The sequence below is a fragment of the Bacillus sp. LJBV19 genome (assembly GCF_017797845.1).
Taxonomy (GTDB): domain Bacteria; phylum Bacillota; class Bacilli; order Bacillales; family Bacillaceae; genus Bacillus; species Bacillus velezensis.
In genome coordinates this window covers 3,836,927-3,859,271 of sequence record NZ_CP072563.1, presented here as the reverse complement: position 1 = coordinate 3,859,271, position 22,345 = coordinate 3,836,927, and the positions used below count along the sequence as shown (strand labels likewise).

Here is a 22,345-nt window from a genome sequence, read left to right as displayed (position 1 = left end):
AAAAAGTGTATAATTTTAAATTAAGCGAGGTGGTAATATGAAGTATGAGAAGTTATCTAAGCTTTTTTATAAAATGGATGCTGATTCATATGAGAAAGAATGTAAAAAGAGAACAAGCAGCTATGGCAGTTATTCAACATCATTAAACATACGGGGGTTCCGAAAAGGCCGACCCACGGGCGATTCATTTGAGCTATTTTATGTGAATACACATAAACTCATGAAGCTGAATAATGAAGTGTTGTTAAACAGTTCCAAAATTTCATCCCTTATCAGTCAGCTCCCCGAATTTGCCGTCAAACCTTATTTTGATAAATTAATTATTAATGAAGCACAGAGTAATAATGAAATTGAAGGAATCCGCAGTACAAAAAAAGAATTGAAAGAGGCTCTTAAAGCGTTAGAACAATCCGAGCCCTCACATAAGCGGTTTGTCGGATTGATGAAAACATATCAATTTATAGACCGAATTCCGTCGTTTACAAGCATTCATGACTTTAGGGAATTATATGACGAGCTGGTCGCAGATGAAATCGGAGCAGAAGATGCGCCGGATGGTGAGCTATTCAGAAAAGGCTATGTTGAAGTGGACGATGGGAACATGACCACCCATATCGGTGTTAATTCTGAACAGAAGATAACAGAAGCGCTTGAGGCTTTAATTGCTTATCTTCATGATGAAACACATCCCCAGCTGTATCGTTACATGACAGCTCATTACTACTATGAATACATTCACCCTTTTTATGACGGCAATGGAAGAACAGGACGCCTTATCGTTGGGAGTTATTTGTCCCGATACTTAGAAAAATATTCAGCCATCACTTTTTCTTACGCAGTTAATAAGAACAAAGATAAGTATTATAAGGCATTAGAGGAAATTCCCGCACCTTTAAACCGGGGAGAGCTGACTTTTTATTTAATGGATATGCTGGAATTGCTTCTGTCAGGTCAAAAAGGGATTATTGAGGATCTTGAATTTAATTTAATGAAACTGAAACGAATTAGGAACTATATTGATAGCGATCAATGGGCTGATTATAAGGATGAACGTGATATTTTTAATATCATTATCACGATTAATGTATTTGTAAATGATCAGGTTACGCTGTCGGTGCAAGATTTAATGGAGCTCTCAAATAAATCGAGACATAAAATTAACAGAGTAATGGATTATTTAGAACAGCAAGGATTTGTTGAGCTGGTAAGCAGAAGGCCAAAATCTTATAAAATCAGCGAGGATTGTTTAGAGGAGATACTGCCTTCTTAATTCATATTTAAAAAAGCCGCCATATGAATGGCGGCTTTCACATTAATTCCGGATCAAATAATCAAATGCGCCTAAAGCGGCAGTTGCACCTGATCCCATGGAGATAATGATTTGGTTGTACGGGCCGTCTGTGCAGTCCCCTGCGGCAAATAGGCCGGGAACGCTTGTCGCGCCGCTCTTATCGACGATGATTTCGCCGATGCGGTTGCGTTCGACAGTTTCGTCTAACCATTCTGTATTAGGCACGAGACCGATTTGGACGAATACACCTTGGAGTTCAACGTGTTTTTCTTCGCCTGTTTCACGGTCAACGAACGTAATGCCGTTTACGTTTTGATCGCCTGTGATTTCTTTCGTTTGTGCATTTTTGTGCACAGTGACGTTTGGCAGGCTGTAAAGACGTTTTTGCAGGACTTCGTCTGCTTTCAGTTCAGGCGCGAATTCCAGCACAGTCACGTGATTGACGATACCTGCAAGGTCAATCGCCGCTTCGATTCCGGAGTTTCCGCCGCCGATAACGGCTACGTCTTTGCCTTCAAACAATGGTCCGTCACAGTGCGGGCAGTATGCAACACCTTTGTTTTTGAACTCTTGCTCACCAGGTACGTTGACATTGCGCCAGCGGGCACCTGTTGAAAGGATCACTGTTTTACTTTTCAGTACAGCGCCGTTTTCAAGTTCAAGTTCGAAGAGGTCTTTTTTCTCAAGGCGTTTCGCGCGCTGAAGGTTCATGACGTCAATATCATAATCTTTCACGTGCTCTTCAAGGCTTGCAGCGAGCTTCGGTCCTTCAGTCGCTTTGACGCTGATGAAGTTTTCGATGCTCATGGTGTCGAGTACCTGGCCGCCGAAGCGTTCAGCGACGACACCGGTGCGGATGCCTTTACGCGCCGTGTAGATCGCCGCGCTTGCGCCGGCAGGTCCGCCGCCGACAACAAGAACGTCAAACGGCTCTTTGTCGGCAAACTCAGACGCATCTGCGCCGCTGCCCATTTTCGCGAGAATCTCTTCGATGGTCATACGGCCGCTTCCGAAAGATTCACCGTTTAAGAAAACAGTCGGAACAGCCATAATGTTTTTGCTTTCTACTTCTTCTTTGAATGCCGCGCCGTCAATCATTGTATGTGTGATATTCGGGTTGAGCACGCTCATCATGTTTAATGCTTGGACGACATCAGGGCAGTTGTGGCACGTCAGGCTGATATAAGACTCGAAGCGGTATTCTCCGCTGATGTTCTTAATCTGGTCAATGACCTTTTGATCAGCCTTAGGCGCTCTGCCGCTGACTTGAAGCAATGCCAGCACTAAAGATGTAAATTCGTGGCCGAGAGGAACACCGGCGAATGTAACGCCTGTGTCTTCTCCGGTACGATTAACGCTGAAGCTCGGTGTTCTGTTTAATTCAGTTTTTTCAACTGAAATTTTAGATGACATGGAAGCCAGCTCGTCAACAAGAGCCAGCATGTCCTTAGAAGTGTCATCGTCACCGGCGCTTACTTTGAGAACAATGTCGTTCTCAATTAGCTGCATGTATTGATTTAATTGTGCTTTGATATTTGCATCAAGTACCAATGGAATGCACTCCTTAGATTTTACCTACCAAATCAAGGCTAGGTGTAAGTGTTTCGCCGCCTTCTTCCCATTTAGCCGGGCAGACTTCACCTGGGTTTTGACGAACGTATTGAGCTGCTTTTACTTTGTTTACAAGGTTGCTTGCGTCACGGCCGATACCGCCTGCATTGATTTCAACTGTTTGGATCACGCCATCAGGATCGATGATGAATGTTCCGCGGTCAGCAAGACCAGTTTCTTCGTCAAGAACGTCGAAGTTGCGGGAGATCGTTTGAGATGGGTCACCGATCATTGCGTAAGTGATTTTGCCGATTTTTTCAGAGCTGTCATGCCAGCCTTTGTGTACGAAGTGAGTATCTGTAGAAACAGAGTATACTTCAACACCTAATTCTTTCAGTGCAGCGTATTGTCCTTGAAGATCTTCAAGTTCAGTCGGGCAAACGAAAGAGAAATCCGCTGGGTAGAAGCAGAAAACGCTCCATTGACCTTTCAAATCTTCGTTTGTTACATCGATGAATTCACCGTTTTTGAAAGCTTTTGCTTCGAATGGCAGTACTTCTTTTCCGATTAAAGACATAATATCTTCCTCCTGAAATGTGATTTGAAATATATTAAAAAGACAAAGCATTCACTTTATCTTTCAATAATAATTCTAATTATATATAGATTATTAAATAACATTTATTTTTTGTCAAGCTATATGGGGTATTATTTTCTGCTTTTTTTTGCTTCAGACGTTAAAAAACGCCTGGTATAAGCGGTTTGGCGCTGTTTGTCATGTGTAGCGCCGGGCGAAAGGGGGATTCTCAATTGGTGCAGAATAATATCAAGAATCCACCCTCTATATGGTAGTATAAACCAAAGAGGGGACGGTCATGCAAATAAAGTAACTTTGTTCAGGAACACTTTTGTGAATGGGTGTTAGGTTTTAAAAAAAATGATGAGTCCGGTGACTGGAATTTAAAGATATATATTTGTTTTGAACTTATTCAATTATGGATAGCGGATGTTCTTAAGTGATTTTTTGAAAGAGATTGAAGTGTGAAATGAAGAGGTTTTACGCAGGGGTGCTAGAGACGCAAAAATAATTTAAATATCAAGCCGGTTTTAACAAAGACGTTAAATAGGAGTGTAGAAGTTGACCATACCAGGATATCAAGAATTTATGTACCCTTTTTTAAAGATTCTTTCAGATAAAAAGGAGCACAGATTACAAGACTTATACGTGAAATTAGCAAAAGAGTTAAACCTGTCAGAGGAAGATGCAGAAAAATTATTACCCAGCGGAAACCAAAAAGTACTTCATAATCGAATCGGTTGGGTAAGAACTTATTTAAGTAAAGCCGGTTTAATCGACATTGTCAGACGGGGTGTTTTTCAGATCACCAGCGAAGGCTTAGAAATAATTAATGACCCGAGTGTCGCCAGTATAGATAATAGATTTCTAATGAAGTATAAGAGCTTTCAGAGATTCAAGCAGACGGGTAAAGACAGCAATCAACAGGAAAGTGAGCCGTCGATTACTTCAGAGCCCAGAACTCCCAATGAAATCATTGAACAGAATTATAATGCTGTTAAAAATGAGATTAAAGAAGAGTTACTGAACCAAATATACAAATGTTCTCCTGTCTTTTTTGAAAAACTAGTCGTAGAATTGCTTGTTGCTCTTGGATATGGCGGTTCATTAACAGATGCAGGCACGGCTATAGGGAGATCTGGAGATGGCGGCATAGATGGAGTTATCAAAGAAGACATTTTAGGGCTGGATATGATTTATCTTCAAGCCAAGAGGTGGAAAGATTCTGTTTCAAGGCCGGAAATACAAAAATTTGCGGGTAGCCTGGATGGGAAAAAAGCGAAAAAGGGTGTGTTTATTACTACATCTGTATTTACTGATGGCGCAAAAGAATATGTTAAAGTGATCGATAAAAAAATTATATTAATTGATGGAGAGAGGCTGACGGATTTAATGTTCAACTATAATGTCGGCGTTAGTTTAGAGAATACTTTTGTTATCAAGAGAGTTGACCTGGATTATTTTGAAGAGTGATTAAAAAGAGGTGCTGTTAAAAACAGCACCTCTTTTTCGGAAAAAAATGGATGAGCATCTTTACAATGCTATTTTCGAAACCGATAATAAAAAGACAGATTAAGTAGTGGTAAATCATTCAAACATAATAAAAAAAGGGTGATCAAAAATGGAAGTTAGAAAAACAAAGTTCAATTATTTATACATTGTTTGGTCTGGGCTGACAGTTTTGATTTCTATTATGATCTTCAGAACATTATTTCCTTTGGCGCTTTTTCCAACGGTTCTTCTTTTTTTATCCGTTTACGGATTGTTATTCTTTATGAATTACGGACTTTTTGGAGACTGGAGAAATAGAATAAGGGCCGGGTTAAGGCGCCCGGCAACCATTGGAGAAAAGGAGTACCTTGAAAGGTTAAACGATGAAGTTTTTGTAAGCGTACAAAGACATTATCCTCATGTGAAAAAAGCGGATCTTTTTATAATAGATGATGAGGGTATTAATGCATTTGCACTGGGGTTTAAAACGATAGGATTGACTTCGGCGGCTATGAGAAATTTAAGTGATGGTGAGCTAAAAGCGGTACTGGCCCATGAGTATGCGCATCTTGCTTTTAAAGACACATTACACCTTGTAATGTTTAATTCCAGTTTTACTATTTTGAGTATCGCACTGTTGCCGCTGTATGTGATGGGATTCTTTATATGTTTTATTCTGGGGTTTATTGAAGGGCTTCTGAACGGCGGATCAAATCCTTCTGTGTCTGGGGGGTTATTAAATATATTCTTCAGGCTGGTCGGATGGTGTTACATAACGTACTGCCGTTTGGGATTTTATTTTGTGAATATCGGAAGCAGAGATTTTGAATATCGGGCAGATGAAATAGCTGCGAAAGCGGGTTTCGGAGATGAGCTGTTAGAATTTTTCTATCGGATTGAACGTGAACATATTGACGTTCGAAAAGGTTTTATCGCTTTATTAGCTTCAACACACCCATATACTGCTTACCGAATTGAGAATATTGAATCATTTTTAAACGGTGTCAGACAAGAATATTGATATATTCATTGTCTTTATAACCAAAGGGGGTATGATCATGCAAATAAATAACATTACTTTGTACAGTTGTGCGTTGGATGCGACGAAACACTTCTATGGACGGGTGTTAGGTTTTCCTTTAATTGATGAGTCCGGTGATTCGTTTACCATCAAGGCGGGAGAAAGTGAGTTGGAATTCAGGCGCGCCGATTCTCACTCTCAACCGACGTATCATTTTGCGTTTAACATTCCGAATAATCGTTTTGATGAGGCGAAGGCGTGGATAAAGGATAAAGTCGTTTTTCAAACGGAAGATGGGGAGGATGAGGTGTATTTCTCCCATATTCAGGCGCGTTCCTTTTATTTTAAAGATCCGTCCAACAATCTGGCGGAATTCATCGCGAGAGACACATCGCCGCCAAGCGCGGAACGTTTTTCGATTGAGTCCGTTCTGAATATCGGTGAGGTGAATCTGACGGCTGCCGAGGTCGTATCAACCGGGAGGGAGCTGCAGCGTTTCGGCATTCCGGTGAGAAAGCATGCGCCTCTTAGTGAAAACGGGTTTCATTTTATGGGTGATTACAATGATGGGGCGTTTTTGCTTTTAGGGCCGAGCGGCCGCCGCTGGATTTTTTCTGATCAGCATGCGGAGTTCCATCCGCTGTCTGTCATTGTGAACGGGACGATCCGCATTGAGGCTGACGGAAAGGGCGGCATTGACATCAGGCGGGCACAGCCGTCATAAAAAAGCCCGGGCTCAAAAGGCCCGGACTTGAGGTCATTATTTATAGACAACACGGGTGCTGCACATGATGTCGTGCAGCGTTTTTTTCTCTCCGAAGGCGCCCATGATGAATCCGATATAAAGAATGAGCTTAGATATGATATATGCGAAAGCGCGTCCGAAGGCCTGGCCGATGGAAATGCGTCCGCCATCTTCATTGACGACCTTAAGGCCTAGCAATGCTTTTCCCAGTGTCCCCTGTATCTTTGAGGCCGTGAGCAGGCTGAAATATAAGATACTGATCACAAAAGAGCTCACAAGAATCGGGATGACGCCGAACACCAGAAAAGAGATGTTAAACTGATTTTCGGTCATGAAGGGGTCAGCCGCCGCAACGCCTGCCGCAAATAAAAAAGAGACCATAAATTGAATGATAAAAATCGGAATTCCTATGATGATTTGATCAATGACGTAAGCCAGAAACCGAATCCAAAATCCTGCCGGTCTTTCCATGTATCTTTTTCTCTCCCTTGCTTTAATCTGGAATATTATACGTAATCATTCCGGATTTTGCAACGGAGCTTAAGCTTCTGCGAGCAGCCTCTTTCCCCATGCCAAGCGTCCCATGATCAGCCCGAAAGCCAGAAGGGCAAACATGATGCCGCACCACATCAGCTGATGGATTCCTAAATGGGAAATAAACCAGCCGCCCGCCGCCGTTCCGATGGTGATGCCGAGGTTGGAAAAAGAGACAAACAGGCTGTTGCCGAATTCGGGGGCCTCCTTTGCTTCCGCAGTAAGCCATGTCTGGCTGACAATGAGCCCGCCGGAATGAACGGCGCCCCATACGAAGACGAGGACGGCCATCGGCGCGAAAGACGTCCCAAACCCGTATATGAGCAAGTAGGCGGCTGTATAAAGAAGAGGAAACAGGATGACGGTCTTTTTCATATTTTTATATAACAAAGCGCCGAAGACGAAATTCCCGGCTATCATAATCACTCCGAAGCTCATCAGCATGAAGCTGACCCATGTGCCGTTCATATGGGACACCCGTCTGAGGTACTCCGCAAAATAGCTGTAGACAGAAAACATGGCTGCAAAGAGACAGGTGACGGCAGCGATATTGAGCCACAAAGCCGGTTTGCGAAGGATGCCGAGCTGGCTTCTGAAAGACATGTTTTCTGTGACCGGCATGGATGGCAAAAAGAGAAGAATGCCCGTGAATGCGATGAGACTGATGATAGCGCCGAATAGGAATGCTGATTCAAGGGAGAGACGATCCGCCAGATAAGACGTGAAAGGCACGCCGAACGCAAAGCCGGCGGTGATGCCTGAAAAGACTTTCGTTACGGCTTTTCCGGATTGGCCGGCGGGGACAAGCCGGGCCGCGGCCGCAAGCGCTACAGAAAAGAACACCGGGTGGCATAAAGCCGGAATGATCCGAAACGCCAGCATGACACTGAAATGCGCCGTATACGCGTAGACCGCATTTGAAACGGCAAACATCAGCACCGCCAAAAGCAGAATGTATTTCCGGTTTATACCTGAAGCAAGCAAGGTCAAAAACGGTCCCGACACAGCGACGATGAACGCGAAAATGCTGACAAGCCACCCCGCTTTTGAAGCAGAAATATGAAATCTGTCCGCCACTTGCGGAAGAACGCCGATAATGCCCATTTCGGTCGTGATAATTCCGAAAACCCCTAATGCCAAAAACAGAATGAAGATGGAGCTGCTTTTTTTCATTGTTATGTATGCCTCCTTTTATAACTGCATATACAGAAAAATAGATATGTTAGAACAAAAAAAGCCCTCCTTTCATGGTTATAGCTGGTGCTGAACATAGTCAGCAAAGGCTTTAATTTGTTTTTCATTCCTTCTGTAATAGGTCCATTTTCCGATTCGTTCGGATTCCAGCAGGCCGGCTTTTTGCATGGTCAGCAGGTAGCTGGAGATGACGGACTGCGCAAGCCCCGACTTTGCCTGAATATCACCGACGCAAATTCCGGTGCGGAAGCTGAGTCCCTGCTCAAGGTAAGGTTTTTCATCAAAATGGTCCTCCGGGTGTTTAAGCCACGTCATAATATCACTTCGTGTTTTGTTAGATAACGCTTTATGAATCAATATCGGTTCCATAACGTTTATTATATCTATTTTTCTGGATTTGTAAATTCGTTTTTGACAAAACATTCTCAAATTAAGTAAAAATCGTGCTAAAATATAACATATTATCAGATTACCGGTAAAAAAGCCGGGTTATTGTCAGGAGGATATTCACATGAATCAAAAGAAAAAAGGTACGGTTGCGGTGACCTTGCTTTCCGCTCTGCTGTTTTGTTTATTGCCGGTCCTCGTCTCGCTTTCTCCGCTTGCGGAAACGGGGCCGAACGCGAATCGTTTTAATTCCGCGGGCATGTGGGCCGCCGTCGGCCAGATCCTTGTTATATATGCGGTCCCGCTCATTATGTATATTCTCGGTATTCGTGTCATGAAAATCATCATGGCCGTTTTTTGCGGAATCGGGTTTATCATTTGCGCGGCTGTCTTGTTGGTGACGTTATTGACCGCAATTTCCTTAGGGCAGGAGCTGTCTCTTTATTACGGTCTTCTCGTTTGGTCAGGCGCGGCTTTTATCGTCAACGTGGTGTGGTATATTGCCGCGTTTCGATCATCCCCGAAGCATCAGCAGGCTATGTGACATTTGTTCTATAAATCTGCCGAAAATACAAATATTTCATAGGTTAATTATGGTATGATCAAAGTGATATAGCAGCTTTTAATAGAAACGGGAGGAACTGACATTGAAAAAAAAGACAGCTTCATTGCGAATGAAAACATTGGCGGCCGGCGCTGCGGTTGCTGCGGCTTTATCTGTGGGAGCGGTTTCTGATCTGCCGGGGGCAAAATGGCTGCATCCGGCGGCTGCTCAAGCTGCGGAAACGGTATTTAAACAAAATCATGCGGCATCCGGTTTCTTGGCGGGACGGTATGACGCGCAGGCGATGTCTCCGACGATGTTCAACTGGTCAAGAGAAAGCCGGTTTACAAGCACTGCCGATGGCGCATTAAAATGGGAAAAGAATGTTCCGGCCACCCCTCAAAACGGTGCGGGAGCCGCGGTTGACGGGGACGGCACCGTATTTATTCAATCAAAAGACGGGAAGCTGACGGCGTATCATCCGGACGGTACTGTGAAATGGGTGACGGAAAACCTCGGGACGACCTATACGCTGACTCCGGTGCTCGGAACAAACGGTGTCATTTATCTTCCTTCTCATGATAAAAAACTATATTTCATCGACAAAGAAACCGGAAACATTTTAACATCGGTTCCGCTGAGCGGAGCGCCTAGTTCCGATGCGGCTATCGGCTCTGACGGCACGCTGTATGTGTCGACGCTGGATAACTATATCTATGCGATTAAACCGACGTCGCCTTCGACATGGACGCAAAAGTGGAAGTTTAAAACAAACGGCGTGGTCGGCTCCGCTCCCGTGTTAGCGTCAAACGGCACGCTGTATACGGCAACGTACAATAATATCTTTTACGCGATCAATTCAGGAACGGGCCAAGTGAAATGGTCAAAAACGACGTCCAACGGGTTTAAAGGCTATCCGGTTATTGATAGAGACGGCACCGTTTACGCCGGAAACCAGGACGGCAACTTATACGCCTATACATCAACGGGTGCTGTAAAGTGGACGTTCCCGTTAAACGGTTTCTCCAGCTCTTCATTAGCGATCGACCATAACGGCAATGTGTATATCGGTTCCGGAAGCGGCGAGCTGTTTTCCATCAGCAAAACCGGCAATATGAACTGGTCTTTCTATACGGACGGGCCTGTAAGAACGGCGCCGCTGATTGATGCGGACGGCAATGTGTACTTCGGCTCTGACGATAAAAACGTCTATGCGGTTGACGCTGACGGTAATGAAAAGTGGCGCTATCAAACAGACAGCAATGTCATTTCCTCCCCGGTTCTGGCTGAAGACGGCACGCTCTATGTCGGCACTTATACGAAACTGCTCGCATTCGGAGCAAAAAAATAATAAAAAAGAATCCGCGTCATCTGCGCGGATTCTTTTTTATTTAGAGGCTTGAATAAATACGCCTTTTTCATGAGAAAATTCTTTAAAGCCGTACACACCGTGATATGAACCGATCCCGCTCGTATTGACACCGCCGAACGGAAGGTTGACGTCAGTGAAATGAACGACGACATCATTGACAGAAGCATTGCCGGACGTCGTATGCTGCAGAACATAATCAATCAGCTCCTGATTATGGCTGAATACATACAAGGCAAGCGGCTTGTCCCGTTCAGTGATGTAATCAACGGCTTCACTGATATCTTCGTAATTCATAATCGGCAGAATCGGTGCGAAGATTTCTTCCTGCATGATCTTCATATCAGGCGTGACGTTTGTCAGCACGGTCGGAGAAATCGTGCGGTCATGCGCATCGAATACGCCGCCGAACGCCGTTTTCGCCCCTTTTTCAATGGCATCATCATACAGGGCTTTGACACGGTTAAAGTTGCGGTCGTTGACAATTTGCGTGAATTTATTGCGGTCAACCGTATGATCATCCTCCATAAAACCTGCATTGACAATGGTTTGCAGGAGATCTGTAAAGGTGCTCTGCACTTCTTTCTTCATAAGGAGATAGTCAGGAGCGATACATGTTTGCCCCGCATTGACAAATTTGCCGACGGCGATTTTTTTCGCCGCGTCCATCAAATCATAGCCGCTGTCGATGATCGTCGGACTCTTTCCGCCAAGCTCAAGCGTGACGGACGACAAGTGCTTCGCCGCTGCCGTCATGACGATTTTACCGACATTTGTGCTTCCGGTGAAGAAAATGTGGTCAAACGGCTGGTCGAGCAGTTCTGTGGCGACATCGACCTCACCTTCAAAAATGGCGACTTCTTCTTCTTGAAATGCCTCGCGAATAACTGTCGCGGCGATATGGCTCGTCTCCATCGTAAAATCGGACAGCTTCACAATCGCGCTGTTGCCGGCCGCAATGGCAGCCGCAAGCGGAGCCATCGTCAGCATAAACGGATAATTCCATGGGCCGAGAATTAAGGTAAGGCCTTTTGGCTCGTACATTAATACGCCGTCAGCGTCGGGGCTGACGGATGAGCCGACGCGTTTCGGCGCCATCCAGGTGTCGAGATTGTTCATATTATCTTTAATCGCCTTGATCGTTCCCTGCGTTTCCGCTCTTTTCACCTCATGATAAGGCTTGCGGACGTCCCGTCTGATCGCCTCGATGATTTCTTCTTCATGTGCGGTGACGGCATCTAAAAAGCGCTGAAGCTTTTCTCTGCGCTGCCCGGCTGTTGAAGCACGCAGCGCTTTTTGATTTTTTTTCTGAAGCTCAAAGACGCGTTTGATGTCTGCTTTTATATGCTGATCCATCGGTCTTCCTCCTCTGGTTGCTTTTTTGTTTCTTCAGGGCCTATTATAATGTGATGTGTTTTTGGGGCAAAGACAGCGTAAACACATCTATACGTTACCGTACAAATTGCGGTGATCTGTCTAATGAAAGGAGTGTCTCTTATGCCGGATTCTGTGACAACTGACATCAAACAAGCGCTTTTGGCCATGCTTGGAGAGCGGGATATCCGCCGTGTGACCATGAAGGACATTGCCGAACGGTCGCATGTGAGCCGGGGGACACTGTACCTTTATTACGAGGATAAATATGCGATTTTAGAGGATATAGAGGAAGAAATGAAAGACGGGCTGAGCGAAGCGCTGTATGATTCGCTGAAGAATAAAGATGTGCTTCATTTACATGGCGGATGGCAAAAAGTGCATCCGACCCTGTCTTTTGTTGACCGGCATCGGGAGTTTTTTCAAACGATGATGGACCGTCATAAAATGCCGTATTTTCACTTTCATGCTTTTTTAAAAGATGTGTTCCGGCATGATGTGCTGCTGTCACCGGTCAATGCGGATTTCTCACCGACTGAACAGGATATGTACATTCATTACCGCGCTTTATACACGTATGCCATTGTGTTGTACTGGCTGAATGAGGAGCCCGGGGCATCCCCGGAAGCGATCAGCGGACAGGTGTGGGATTTAATTTCTCAAAAACGGTTTTACTGGCTGTTTGGCCGCCGGGTGCCGGAACAAGAAGAAAAAAAGCCCGCCGACCGCCGGGTGACCCGGACGAGGCAGGCCTTGCAAGAAGCCATGATCGGCTTAATGGCGGAAAAAAAAGAGTACGCGGCGATTACGATTTCCGATATTGCCCGTCAAAGCAACCTCCGCCGTGCCACTTTTTATGACCATTACGCCAACAAAGAAGCATTGCTGAAAACGATCATCCATCAATCATGCCGGGATCTGATCGGATTATTGACGGTAAAAGGAGAGCCTGCCGACTGTTCCATGGAAGAAGCGGAAGCCGCCCTCGTCCGTCTCTTTTCCGCACTGTCGGACGGCATGCCGCTCGTCCATTTTCTGAGAGAGGGTTCGGGAGTGCCTGACGTCATCCCGGAAATGTTCAGAGCGCTGCAATCGTTTTATCTTCATCAGCCTCTGCACATTCAGGCGGGGAAAAAGCTCTATGCATACTATGTCGCGTCCATGCTCGTCGGCTTGATTCAATATCGTCTTCATGAAGGAAAAGACCACGCGCCGGACATGCTGGCCCGGGAGTTTCTGCAGTTTTTGGATGTGAAGAAGTATCGGGTGATTTTGCTGTGAGGATGATGAAAAGAACTCAGCCGAAAACAGGCCGGGTTCTTTTTTGCTGTTTTCTTTGAGAAGTGCCGCTATGAAGTGTCCGGCTTTATCCCTTATAAAAAAGAAACCTTCCATATGATGCCTGATCAGCATTCTGCCGCCAAACATGACAAATGTCATATTCGAGGCATGATGGCTGCTACTACAAAAGCGTCTGGCGCCCCGTTATACTTGGGATCATAATGAAAAAGAAGGGACATGACATTCATGATCAATCACGCCGCAACTCAAAAACAAGCGTCTTTAAAAAAGCAGGTTGCCGCATTTTCCGGCGCCGATACAAAGCATAGTGTCATTCAGCTTTTCAACACGTTTGTGCCGTTTTTTGCCCTTTGGTTTCTTGCTTACTTCAGCCTCAATGTCTCCTATCTACTGACCCTCGCCTTTACTGTTATAGCAGCGGGATTTTTGACAAGAATCTTTATTATTTTCCACGACTGCTGCCATCAATCCTTTTTCAAACAAAAGAAGCTGAACCGGCTGTTCGGGTTTATTTCAGGTGTGCTGACACTGTTTCCGTTCCTTCAATGGCAGCGCAGCCACTCCATTCATCATGCGACGAGCAGCAACTTAGATAAACGGGGCACCGGCGATATTTGGATGATGACCGTCAAGGAATACAACGAAGCGTCAGCTTGGACAAAAATACGCTACAGACTTTATCGCAATCCGTTTATTATGTTTATTCTCGGCCCGATTTACGTATTTCTGATTAAAAACCGTTTCAATGTAAAAGGCGCCCGCCGCAAGGAGCGCTGGAACACCTATTTCACGAACGCGGCGATTGTCTTATTGGCTGCTGCGACGTGCCTGCTTGTCGGCTGGGAAAACTTTTTGCTTGTTCAGGGTCCGATTTTCCTTATTTCGGGGTCAATCGGCGTCTGGCTCTTTTATGTTCAGCACACGTTTGAGGATTCTTATTTTGAAGCCGATGAGCATTGGGATTATGTGCAGGCCGCGGTAGAAGGAAGCTCCTTTTACAAGCTTCCGAAGCTTTTGCAATGGCTGACAGGCAATATCGGTTACCATCATGTCCACCACTTAAGCCCGAAAGTACCGAACTACAAGCTGGAAGCCGCTCATGAGGGGCACGAGCCTTTAAAAAACGTACCGACCATTACGCTTAAAACAAGTCTTGAATCCATGAAATTCCGTCTGTGGGATGAGGACGAAAAGCAATTTGTCACCTTTCGGGAGGCGCGGAAAACACCGCTGCCCCAACCGGTACCGAAAGAACCTTTAAAGAAAAATGCCTGATATGGCGCGCGGCTCTTTCTCTTATCAGAAAGGGCCTTCTCTTCATACGTGAGGATGCAATGAAGGCGGTGTTTTGATAAAGTGATGGTAGACACAAGCAGCAGAAGGTGGAACAAAGATGAAGAAGTATTTTAAATTTCAAAAACTGAATGGGATTTCTCCTTATATATGGACGATTTTTTTCATCTTGCCTTTTTATTTTATTTTTAAAAGCTCTTCTACCTTTGTCATCGTGGCCGGCATCATTTTCACACTTGTTTTCTTTGGCGCATACCGCTTTGCATTTGTTGCAAAAGGCTGGCCGCTTTACTTATGGGCGCTTCTTCTGATCGGCATTTCGACCGGCTCAGTTATGCTGTTCAGCTATATTTATTTCGCCTTCTTTATCGCCTACTTCATCGGCCATATCCGAGACAAAGTTCCTTTTTACATCTTATATTACATTCATATCATCAGTGCGGCGGTTGCCGTCAACTTCAGCCTTGTTCTGAAAAAAGGGTGGTTTTTGACACAAATTCCGTTTATCGTCATTACACTGATCAGTGCCATCCTGCTCCCGCTCACCATTCGAAGCAGAAAGGCAAGAGAGCGCCTTGAGGAGAAATTAGAATATGCAAATGAGCGAATCGCCGATCTTGTGAAGCTGGAAGAAAGGCAGCGCATCGCCCGGGACCTTCACGATACACTTGGACAAAAGCTCTCCTTAATCGGACTGAAAAGCGACCTCGCCCGAAAGCTGATATATAAGGACCCTGAACAGGCCCGCACTGAGCTGAAAAGCGTGCAGCAGACGGCCCGCACCTCCTTAAATGAGGTCAGAAAAATAGTCTCGTCGATGAAAGGCATCCGATTGAAGGATGAGCTCGGCAATGTTCGGCAAATTCTTGAAGCGGCAGGAATTGAATTTGTGTATGAAGAAAAAGAAGCGCCAAAACATATCTCTCTGCTGAACGAAAACATCGTCAGCATGTGCATAAAAGAAGCAGTCACCAATGTCGTGAAACACAGCGGCGCCAAAGTATGCCGCATCACCATTCAGCAGCTTTGGAAAGAGGTTGTCATTACGGTAGAAGATGACGGCAGCTTTCAATGCAAAGAAGACCGCTTTTTTTCAAAGGGGCACGGCCTGCTTGGAATGAGGGAACGTCTTGAATTCGCAAACGGCAGTTTAGCCATCGATACAGCCGCCGGAACAAAGCTGACCATGAGAATCCCGAATGATTCAAAATCAAAAGAAAAGGATGGTAGCAGATGATCAACATCTTCATTGCCGAGGATCAGCAAATGCTGCTCGGTGCACTCGGTTCGCTGTTGAATTTAGAAGAGGATATGACGGTTGTCGGCAAAGGCACAAGCGGCCAGGATGCCATCGATTTCGTGGAAAAACATGCGCCCGACATCTGTCTGATGGATATCGAAATGCCCGGGAAATCAGGTCTTGAAGCGGCAGAAGAACTCAAGGACAGCGGTGTGAAAATCATCATTTTGACGACCTTTGCCCGCTCCGGCTATTTTCAGCGGGCGCTAAAAGCAGGCGTCAGCGGGTACATGCTCAAGGACAGCCCGAGCGATGAGCTCGTCAGCGCCATCCGCAGCGTCATGAAAGGAAGACGCGTCTACGCACCTGAATTAATGGAGGACATCTATAGTGAAGAAAACCCGCTGACCGAACGGGAAAAAGAGGTGCTCGAGCTTGTCGCAGACGGAAAAAACACGAAAGAAATCGCAAACGCCCTCAGCATTAAAAGCGGCACAGTCCGCAATTACGTTTCGATGATCCTTGATAAATTAGAAGTGAAAAATCGAATTGAAGCCATTACCCGATCAAAGGAAAAGGGCTGGTTTAAGTAACCCGCCCTCAGCTTGTTCAGCCAGTGTTTTTGCACTGGCTTGTTTCTTTTTTACCGTCACTCCGTCTCTTCCTTCCACTTCTTATCAATCAGCATTTTTCCCGGCCAAGTGTATGCCATGATGCCGCCGTCTGCGGTGATGTCTTCTCCCGTTACGTAAGAGCTGTCGTCTGAAGCGAGGAAGAGCGCGACGGCTGCCATTTCTTCCGGTTTTCCGAGCCGGCCGAGCGGCGTGATCCATTTGTTGGCTTCACGGAACGCTTCGCCCATTTCGTCTTCTGTCGTGCCTGCCAATTTATCAATGAGCGGCGTTTCAATCGTCCCCGGCGATAAGGAATTGACGCGGATTCCGCTTCTGGCGTAATCAATGGCCATCGCTCTCGTCAGGTTCGTGATTCCGCCTTTTGCGGCGTTATAGCCTGAGCGGTCAAGGTCTGCGGCCCGGCCGGACATGGAGGAGGTGTTGATGATGGAGCCTCCTTTTTCGAGCATGAGCGGAATCAGGTATTTGCTGCACAGAAATGTGCCGCGCAGATCGACGGCGATGATCCGGTCAAACAGGTCGACCGGGTATTCATGGACTTTTCCGCCCTCTTGGTCAACACCGGCATTGTTAAACAGAATATCAATTGTTCCGTACTTTCGTTGAATGCCGTCTGCAAAAGACTTTACGTTTTCTTCGTCTGATACATCAAGGTGAAAGGCTTCTGCTTCTCCGCCGTTTTTTCTGATGGCGCTGACGGTTTCATTCAGTTCGCTTTCATTGATGTCACCGCAGATCACGCGGGCGCCTTCATCGGCGAAAATCCGTGCCGTCGCTTGTCCGATGCCTGTCGCGGCCCCTGTGATGATTGCGGTTTTGTCTGTTAATCTTCCCATATTACGATTCCTCCTTTTTTTATATCTGTTCCCGTTGAATAGGGGGATAAACATACGGCGGTCTGTTTCTAGATACCTATTAAATATGTTAATATTATGTATATACATCATTGGGAGGTTTACATATTTTGAAGATACAGCATAAGAAGGAGATAGCGTTTTATTGTTATGCCATTGTTCCTATGGGATTTGTGATTTACACCGTTATCTCTATTCTATTTCAGGACATCACATTTCCTCTCACTGTAAGAAATGTTCTGCATGAGTCTTTGCGAAACTTGGGATCTCTTATCTTATTTAGTTTGTTTTTCTACCCGTCATACATATGGATGAAGAAGGAATTCGGCCGCCGGAAAGAAGCAGAGAGGAGAGGATGATCAACATTCTCTCTTTTTTATTGATAAAATGGGTGAAGTGAATCCATTAACATGTTAAATTTACAATATATGCATCTGCTAATGCTAGTTGACAATTGTCACTGTATATGATAAATAGATGCTGAAAAGATTTTACATAACATCAAAGCATAATTAAAGGAGAGATCTGAAGTGCGGAAAAAAAAGTTTAAAGCAGAATCCAAGCGATTGCTGGACATGATGATTAACTCCATTTACACGCAGAAGGAAATTTTTCTCCGCGAGTTAATTTCCAACGCGAGCGATGCGATTGACAAAATCTATTACAAGGCGTTAACCGATGATTCATTAACGTTTGATCAAGACAATTACTACATAAAAGTGACGGCGGACAAAGAAGCGAGAACGCTCACCGTCACAGATACCGGTATCGGGATGACAAAAGACGAGCTTGAACAGCATCTCGGCACGATTGCGAAAAGCGGTTCACTCGCTTTCAAGCAAGAAAATGACTCGAAAGACGGCCATGACATTATCGGCCAGTTCGGCGTCGGGTTTTATGCGGCGTTTATGGTGGCTGATAAAGTCACGGTGAAAAGTAAGGCGCTCGGCAGTGACGAGGCGTATGTATGGGAGTCGGAAGGGGCTGCCGGCTACACGATCGCGCCGTGTGACAAGGAAACCGTCGGTACGGAAATCACCTTGAAAATAAAAGAAAACACAGAAGATGAAAGCTATGATGAGTTTTTAGAAAACTACCGCATCAAAGCGATCGTGAAAAAGTACTCTGATTTTATCCGCTACCCGATCAAAATGGAAGAGACGGTCAACAAGCCGAAAGAGGGCAGCGAGAACGAATTTGAAGAAGTTCAGGAAGAACAGACGGTCAACAGCATGGTGCCGATCTGGAGAAAAAACAAAAGCGAGCTGACGGATGAGGATTACGAGGCTTTTTACGCCGAGAAGCATTACGGTTTTGATAAACCGCTGACCCATGTGCATATCAGCGTCGATGGAGCGGTGCGCTACAATTCGATTTTGTTTATTCCGGAAAACATGCCGTTTGACTATTATACGAAGGAATTCGAAAAAGGATTGGAGCTGTACTCCAACGGCGTGCTGATCATGAACAAATGCTCCGACCTGCTTCCGGACCATTTCAGCTTTGTAAAAGGCATGGTGGATTCTGAGGATCTGTCGCTGAACATTTCCAGAGAGATGCTGCAGCACGACCGCCAGCTGAAGCTGATTGCGAAAAACATCAATAAAAAAATCAAAGCCGAGCTGAAGAGCCTGCTGAAGAACAAAAGGGAAAAATACGAATCTTTCTATGAATCTTTCGGCAGACAGCTGAAATTCGGCGTCTATAATGATTTCGGCGCGAATAAAGACGTATTAAAAGATCTGCTTCTCTTCTATTCATCTAAGGAGAAAAAGCTCGTCACTCTGGACGAATATGTGTCCAGAATGCCTGAGGATCAAAAATATATCTATTACGCGTCCGGCGATTCATATGAGCGGATTGAAAAGCTGCCGCAAACTGAAATGGTGGCGGACAAAGGCTACGAGATTTTATATTTCACGGAAGATATTGATGAATTCGCGATCAAAATGCTGACAAGCTATGAGGAAAAAGAGTTCAAATCCGTATCCAGCGCCGACTTAGGCATCGACAGTGACGAAGATGAAAAGCAGACTGAAGCCGAAGAGAACGAATATAAAGACCTGTTCGAAAGCATGAAAGAGATTCTTGCGGATAAAGTAAAGAACGTCAGAGCATCAAAACGTTTAAAATCTCATCCGGTCTGCTTTGCGACAGACGGCGAAGTGACGATCGAAATGGAAAAAGTGTTGAATGCCATGCCTGACAGCCAGCAGGTCAAAGCGGAAAAAGTGCTGGAAATCAACCCGAATCACGAAGTGTTTGAGACGTTAAAGAACGCGCACGGACAAGATCGGGAAAAGCTTGCATTATACACAAACCTTCTTTACAATCAGGCGCTTCTGATTGAAGGGCTGCCGATCCATGATCCGGTCGAGTTTACGAATGACATCTGCAAAGTCATGGTATGACGCTAAAAAGGAATCGCCCGGCGGGGGCGATTCCTTTTTTTATTACAGTGTGCGCTGTTTAAGAATTTGATTTTGTTTGCTGCGCTTCTTTAAGGAGAACCGTTTTTTCAAGTGCGTTTCGATTTCTTCTAAACTTCTGCCCTTCGTTTCGGGAACGATGTAAGCGGCAAAGAAGAAGGATGAGAGGCAAATGACTGAGAATATTCCGAATACCCAGCCGATGCCCATGGCGCTCAGCATAAGCGGGAATACCAGTGAAACGATCAGGTTGGTTGCCGACAGAATCAATGTCGTAAATCCGGTTGCGGCTCCGCGTGCGTTTGACGGGAACAGCTCCGGCATCAGAACCCACACGACGGGACCCCATGTCGCCTGGTAGAAAACGATATAGATGCCGAGAAACAGCACGGTCAGCCATGCCGTTGAAGCTGACAGGCCGGCCAGAAGGAGAATGGCTGATAGTGACGCCAGGCTCAAGGTAATGCCGACACTTCCCCACATCAGCAGTTTTTTCCGGCCGATCCGGTCAATTAAGATCATGGCGGTGATACACATGATGACGTTTAAGACACCGATGCCCATCGTGCCGAGAACGGACGCCGAAGTGCCGAGTCCGGCCTTTGTAAAGATGGTCGGCGCATAGTAAATCACCGTGTTGATACCGACCGCCTGCTGGAAGATGGCGAGGCCGATCCCGATCAGCAGCATAGGGCGGATCCATTTGGCTTTCAGCAAGCCGAGTGTAGATTCTTTTTTCTCAGCTTCACCTTGTTTCATTTCCGCCAATTCAACGGCGATATCCTCTTTGTCGTGGGTCATTTCCATGACTTGTCTGGCTTCCTGCTCACGGCCGCGTTTGACGAGCCATCTCGGAGATTCCGGCATAAACGCGATTCCGATTAATAAAAGCGCCGCCGGTACTGCGGCGAGACCGACCATCCAGCGCCAAGCTTCAAACGGGGTGAATATGTAATTCACGATATATGCGAGTAAAATTCCGGTTACAATCATTAAGTTATTCAATGTGCCGAGCGTTCCGCGTATTTTTGTCGGCGCCATCTCAGATAGATAAACGGGAACCAGCGCCGTTGAGCCGCCGACGGCTAACCCGAGTATGACACGGGAGATAATCAGCATAGTGACGGTTTGCGAAGCCGCACACGCAAGCGCGCCGATAATAAAAATGAGTGAAAGGACGAAAACCACTTTTCTCCGGCCCCATCGGTCAGAGCATGTCCCGCTTAAGGCGGACCCGAAAATCGCACCGAGCAGCAGCATGCTGACGACCAATCCCTCGGTCAGCGTGTTTAAAGGAATATCATTGTTAATAAATAACAAAGCCCCTGAAATCACACCGGTATCATAGCCGTAAAGCAGCCCGCCTAATGCTCCGAAAAAGTAAATCAGGTATTTTTTGGTACTTTTCTTCACAGATGATCCTCCTCATCTTTTGGAACGCATAATAGTTTATTTAGATAACTATTTCATTCCCCGAAGAGAAAAATATAAACATAAAAAAAACACGCCCCTTTAAAAGGCGTGTTTTTTTTCTTAGGAAAACAGCTTGTCGATAAACGCGATTTCTTCAGCAGATAGCGTAATGGAGGCTGCTTTCATGTTGTCTTTTAATTGATCCGCGCGTTTGGCGCCCGGAATCAGGATATCGATTTCAGGTCTCGCCAAGTACCAGGCAAGCACGATATGCGCCGTATCGGCATTGTGCTTTTCGGCAATCGGTTTGAGCTGGTTGACTTTTTTGATGTTTTCTTTAAACTGTTCCCCTTGGAAATGCGCCTGATCATTGCGCAGGTCGCCTTCAGGGAAGGTTGTGTTCTCGTCGTATTTGCCGGCAAGCAGTCCGGATACGAGCGGGAAGTACGGAATGAATGAGATGCCGTGTTCTGTCGTATAAGGGAAGAAAGTCTTTTCCGCCTCACGGTTCAGCAGGTTGTATTCTCCTTGAATCACGTCGACTAAGCCGTCTTTATTGGCTTCTTTCAGCTGCTCCAAAGAGAAATTGGATACGCCGATGGAACGGATTTTTCCTTCTTTTTTCAGCTCATTCAATGCTTGAACGGCTTCGTCCTTCGGCGTGTGCTCATCCGGGAAATGGATGTAGAATAAATCGATGTAATCAGTCTGCAGGCGTTTCAAGCTGTCTTCGACCGATTGTTTCAAAAAGGCCGGTGAGTTGTCGAAAACAAAGTCATCGCCTTCTTTTCTGTGAGCGGCTTTTGTGGCGATGAAGACATCCTCGCGGTTGCATTCTTTCAGCACCTCGCCGATTAATTCTTCAGAACGGCCCACACCGTAAATATAGGCGGTATCTAACATGGTAACGCCGCTTTTAATCGCTTCCCGGACCAATTCTTTTCCCGTTTCTTCATTCAGATTCGGATAGAGATTGTGTCCGCCGACCGCATTTGTTCCTAAACCGATCGGAAATACCTTTAGGTCAGTTTTGCCGATTGTTACTTTGCTCATGTTTTCGCCCCCTGAAAAAATTGGATATCATAGCGACTGCCGGAAAAA

General features: G+C 45.6%; 21 protein-coding genes. 12 read left to right on the top strand and 9 right to left on the bottom strand.

The window, feature by feature from the left end; all coding sequences use genetic code 11:
- Positions 1-37 precede the first annotated feature (37 nt).
- Positions 38-1,270, top strand: coding sequence for a Fic family protein (locus J6600_RS18875; protein ID WP_061861691.1), 1,233 nt, complete (start codon positions 38-40; stop codon positions 1,268-1,270).
- Between the two features lie 42 nt (positions 1,271-1,312).
- Here J6600_RS18875 and ahpF read toward each other — a convergent pair whose 3' ends face one another.
- Together ahpF and ahpC are read right to left on the bottom strand one after the other, a co-directional pair.
- Positions 1,313-2,842 carry an alkyl hydroperoxide reductase subunit F gene (ahpF, locus tag J6600_RS18870; protein WP_007614902.1) on the bottom strand — a complete coding sequence of 510 codons (1,530 nt, stop codon included), beginning with the start codon at positions 2,840-2,842 and terminating at the stop codon, positions 1,313-1,315.
- Between the two features lie 13 nt (positions 2,843-2,855).
- On the bottom strand, positions 2,856-3,419 hold the full coding sequence (ahpC, locus tag J6600_RS18865) for an alkyl hydroperoxide reductase subunit C (protein ID WP_004393188.1): 564 nt from the start codon (positions 3,417-3,419) through the stop codon (positions 2,856-2,858).
- Positions 3,420-3,980: 561 nt separating this feature from the next.
- Here ahpC and J6600_RS18860 point away from each other — a divergent pair.
- The 3 genes from J6600_RS18860 to J6600_RS18850 all read left to right on the top strand — a co-directional run bounded on the left by J6600_RS18860 (position 3,981) and on the right by J6600_RS18850 (position 6,655).
- Positions 3,981-4,892, top strand: coding sequence for a restriction endonuclease (locus J6600_RS18860; protein WP_061861690.1), 912 nt, complete (start codon positions 3,981-3,983; stop codon positions 4,890-4,892).
- Between the two features lie 148 nt (positions 4,893-5,040).
- Positions 5,041-5,931: a M48 family metalloprotease gene (locus J6600_RS18855; RefSeq protein ID WP_061861689.1), complete on the top strand. Its 891-nt coding sequence runs from the start codon at positions 5,041-5,043 to the stop codon at positions 5,929-5,931.
- Between the two features lie 37 nt (positions 5,932-5,968).
- Complete coding sequence (locus tag J6600_RS18850; protein WP_209387771.1) at positions 5,969-6,655, top strand: VOC family protein; 687 nt, start codon at positions 5,969-5,971, stop codon at positions 6,653-6,655.
- Between the two features lie 36 nt (positions 6,656-6,691).
- On the opposite strand, the gene J6600_RS18845 is transcribed toward J6600_RS18850, so the two are convergent.
- From J6600_RS18845 to J6600_RS18835, 3 genes are all read right to left on the bottom strand, one after another.
- Positions 6,692-7,147 (bottom strand): RDD family protein, encoded by a 456-nt coding sequence (locus J6600_RS18845; RefSeq protein WP_209387770.1) that lies wholly within the window; start codon positions 7,145-7,147, stop codon positions 6,692-6,694.
- A 69-nt stretch (positions 7,148-7,216) separates the two neighbouring features.
- On the bottom strand, positions 7,217-8,383 hold the full coding sequence (locus tag J6600_RS18840; protein ID WP_209387769.1) for an MFS transporter: 1,167 nt from the start codon (positions 8,381-8,383) through the stop codon (positions 7,217-7,219).
- 78 nt (positions 8,384-8,461) lie between these two features.
- A complete protein-coding gene (locus tag J6600_RS18835; protein WP_014471266.1) occupies positions 8,462-8,773 on the bottom strand; it encodes an ArsR/SmtB family transcription factor in 312 nt (103 codons plus the stop codon).
- A gap of 142 nt (positions 8,774-8,915) precedes the next feature.
- Here J6600_RS18835 and J6600_RS18830 point away from each other — a divergent pair, with 142 nt between their 5' ends.
- Together J6600_RS18830 and J6600_RS18825 are read left to right on the top strand one after the other, a co-directional pair.
- The gene (locus J6600_RS18830; protein WP_029972995.1) at positions 8,916-9,335 is read left to right on the top strand and encodes a DUF5391 family protein; all 420 of its coding nucleotides are present in this window, start codon (positions 8,916-8,918) and stop codon (positions 9,333-9,335) included.
- Between the two features lie 130 nt (positions 9,336-9,465).
- Positions 9,466-10,686 carry an outer membrane protein assembly factor BamB family protein gene (locus J6600_RS18825; protein ID WP_088005523.1) on the top strand — a complete coding sequence of 407 codons (1,221 nt, stop codon included), beginning with the start codon at positions 9,466-9,468 and terminating at the stop codon, positions 10,684-10,686.
- Positions 10,687-10,722: 36 nt separating this feature from the next.
- On the opposite strand, the gene J6600_RS18820 is transcribed toward J6600_RS18825, so the two are convergent.
- Positions 10,723-12,060 carry an aldehyde dehydrogenase family protein gene (locus J6600_RS18820; RefSeq protein WP_209387768.1) on the bottom strand — a complete coding sequence of 446 codons (1,338 nt, stop codon included), beginning with the start codon at positions 12,058-12,060 and terminating at the stop codon, positions 10,723-10,725.
- A gap of 141 nt (positions 12,061-12,201) precedes the next feature.
- On the opposite strand from J6600_RS18820, the gene J6600_RS18815 reads away from it, so the two are divergent.
- From J6600_RS18815 to J6600_RS18800, 4 genes are all read left to right on the top strand, one after another.
- Complete coding sequence (locus tag J6600_RS18815) at positions 12,202-13,359, top strand: TetR/AcrR family transcriptional regulator (protein WP_032875496.1); 1,158 nt, start codon at positions 12,202-12,204, stop codon at positions 13,357-13,359.
- Between the two features lie 246 nt (positions 13,360-13,605).
- Positions 13,606-14,655, top strand: coding sequence for a Delta(5) desaturase DesA (gene desA / locus J6600_RS18810; protein ID WP_099722005.1), 1,050 nt, complete (start codon positions 13,606-13,608; stop codon positions 14,653-14,655).
- Positions 14,656-14,773: 118 nt separating this feature from the next.
- Positions 14,774-15,910 carry a sensor histidine kinase gene (locus J6600_RS18805; protein WP_209387767.1) on the top strand — a complete coding sequence of 379 codons (1,137 nt, stop codon included), beginning with the start codon at positions 14,774-14,776 and terminating at the stop codon, positions 15,908-15,910.
- Complete coding sequence (locus J6600_RS18800) at positions 15,907-16,506, top strand: response regulator transcription factor (protein WP_007407848.1); 600 nt, start codon at positions 15,907-15,909, stop codon at positions 16,504-16,506. The genes J6600_RS18805 and J6600_RS18800 overlap by 4 nt, the downstream gene beginning before the upstream one ends.
- A 56-nt stretch (positions 16,507-16,562) precedes the next feature.
- On the opposite strand, the gene J6600_RS18795 is transcribed toward J6600_RS18800, so the two are convergent.
- Positions 16,563-17,384, bottom strand: a complete 822-nt coding sequence (locus J6600_RS18795; RefSeq protein WP_021494664.1) for an SDR family oxidoreductase — start codon at positions 17,382-17,384, stop codon at positions 16,563-16,565.
- Between the two features lie 128 nt (positions 17,385-17,512).
- Between J6600_RS18795 and J6600_RS19645 the strand changes: the two genes are divergently transcribed.
- Complete coding sequence (locus J6600_RS19645) at positions 17,513-17,761, top strand: hypothetical protein (protein WP_014306134.1); 249 nt, start codon at positions 17,513-17,515, stop codon at positions 17,759-17,761.
- 171 nt (positions 17,762-17,932) lie between these two features.
- Positions 17,933-19,813, top strand: a complete 1,881-nt coding sequence (htpG, locus tag J6600_RS18790; RefSeq protein WP_209387766.1) for a molecular chaperone HtpG — start codon at positions 17,933-17,935, stop codon at positions 19,811-19,813.
- Positions 19,814-19,855: 42 nt separating this feature from the next.
- On the opposite strand, the gene J6600_RS18785 is transcribed toward htpG, so the two are convergent.
- A complete protein-coding gene (locus J6600_RS18785) occupies positions 19,856-21,244 on the bottom strand; it encodes a sugar porter family MFS transporter (protein ID WP_014419298.1) in 1,389 nt (462 codons plus the stop codon).
- Between the two features lie 120 nt (positions 21,245-21,364).
- Positions 21,365-22,297 carry an aldo/keto reductase gene (locus J6600_RS18780; RefSeq protein WP_007407843.1) on the bottom strand — a complete coding sequence of 311 codons (933 nt, stop codon included), beginning with the start codon at positions 22,295-22,297 and terminating at the stop codon, positions 21,365-21,367.
- Positions 22,298-22,345: the final 48 nt, after the last annotated feature.

Coding starts and splice junctions, on each gene's coding strand:
- J6600_RS18875 (WP_061861691.1), top strand. CDS start 38: ATGAAGTATGAGAAGTTATCTAAGCTTTTTTATAAAATGGATGCTGAT.
- ahpC (WP_004393188.1), bottom strand. CDS start 3,419: ATGTCTTTAATCGGAAAAGAAGTACTGCCATTCGAAGCAAAAGCTTTC.
- J6600_RS18855 (WP_061861689.1), top strand. CDS start 5,041: ATGGAAGTTAGAAAAACAAAGTTCAATTATTTATACATTGTTTGGTCT.
- J6600_RS18850 (WP_209387771.1), top strand. CDS start 5,969: ATGCAAATAAATAACATTACTTTGTACAGTTGTGCGTTGGATGCGACG.
- J6600_RS18845 (WP_209387770.1), bottom strand. CDS start 7,147: ATGGAAAGACCGGCAGGATTTTGGATTCGGTTTCTGGCTTACGTCATT.
- J6600_RS18840 (WP_209387769.1), bottom strand. CDS start 8,383: ATGAAAAAAAGCAGCTCCATCTTCATTCTGTTTTTGGCATTAGGGGTT.
- J6600_RS18835 (WP_014471266.1), bottom strand. CDS start 8,773: ATGGAACCGATATTGATTCATAAAGCGTTATCTAACAAAACACGAAGT.
- J6600_RS18830 (WP_029972995.1), top strand. CDS start 8,916: ATGAATCAAAAGAAAAAAGGTACGGTTGCGGTGACCTTGCTTTCCGCT.
- J6600_RS18825 (WP_088005523.1), top strand. CDS start 9,466: ATGAAAACATTGGCGGCCGGCGCTGCGGTTGCTGCGGCTTTATCTGTG.
- J6600_RS18820 (WP_209387768.1), bottom strand. CDS start 12,060: ATGGATCAGCATATAAAAGCAGACATCAAACGCGTCTTTGAGCTTCAG.
- J6600_RS18815 (WP_032875496.1), top strand. CDS start 12,202: ATGCCGGATTCTGTGACAACTGACATCAAACAAGCGCTTTTGGCCATG.
- desA (WP_099722005.1), top strand. CDS start 13,606: ATGATCAATCACGCCGCAACTCAAAAACAAGCGTCTTTAAAAAAGCAG.
- J6600_RS18805 (WP_209387767.1), top strand. CDS start 14,774: ATGAAGAAGTATTTTAAATTTCAAAAACTGAATGGGATTTCTCCTTAT.
- J6600_RS18800 (WP_007407848.1), top strand. CDS start 15,907: ATGATCAACATCTTCATTGCCGAGGATCAGCAAATGCTGCTCGGTGCA.
- J6600_RS18795 (WP_021494664.1), bottom strand. CDS start 17,384: ATGGGAAGATTAACAGACAAAACCGCAATCATCACAGGGGCCGCGACA.
- J6600_RS18780 (WP_007407843.1), bottom strand. CDS start 22,297: ATGAGCAAAGTAACAATCGGCAAAACTGACCTAAAGGTATTTCCGATC.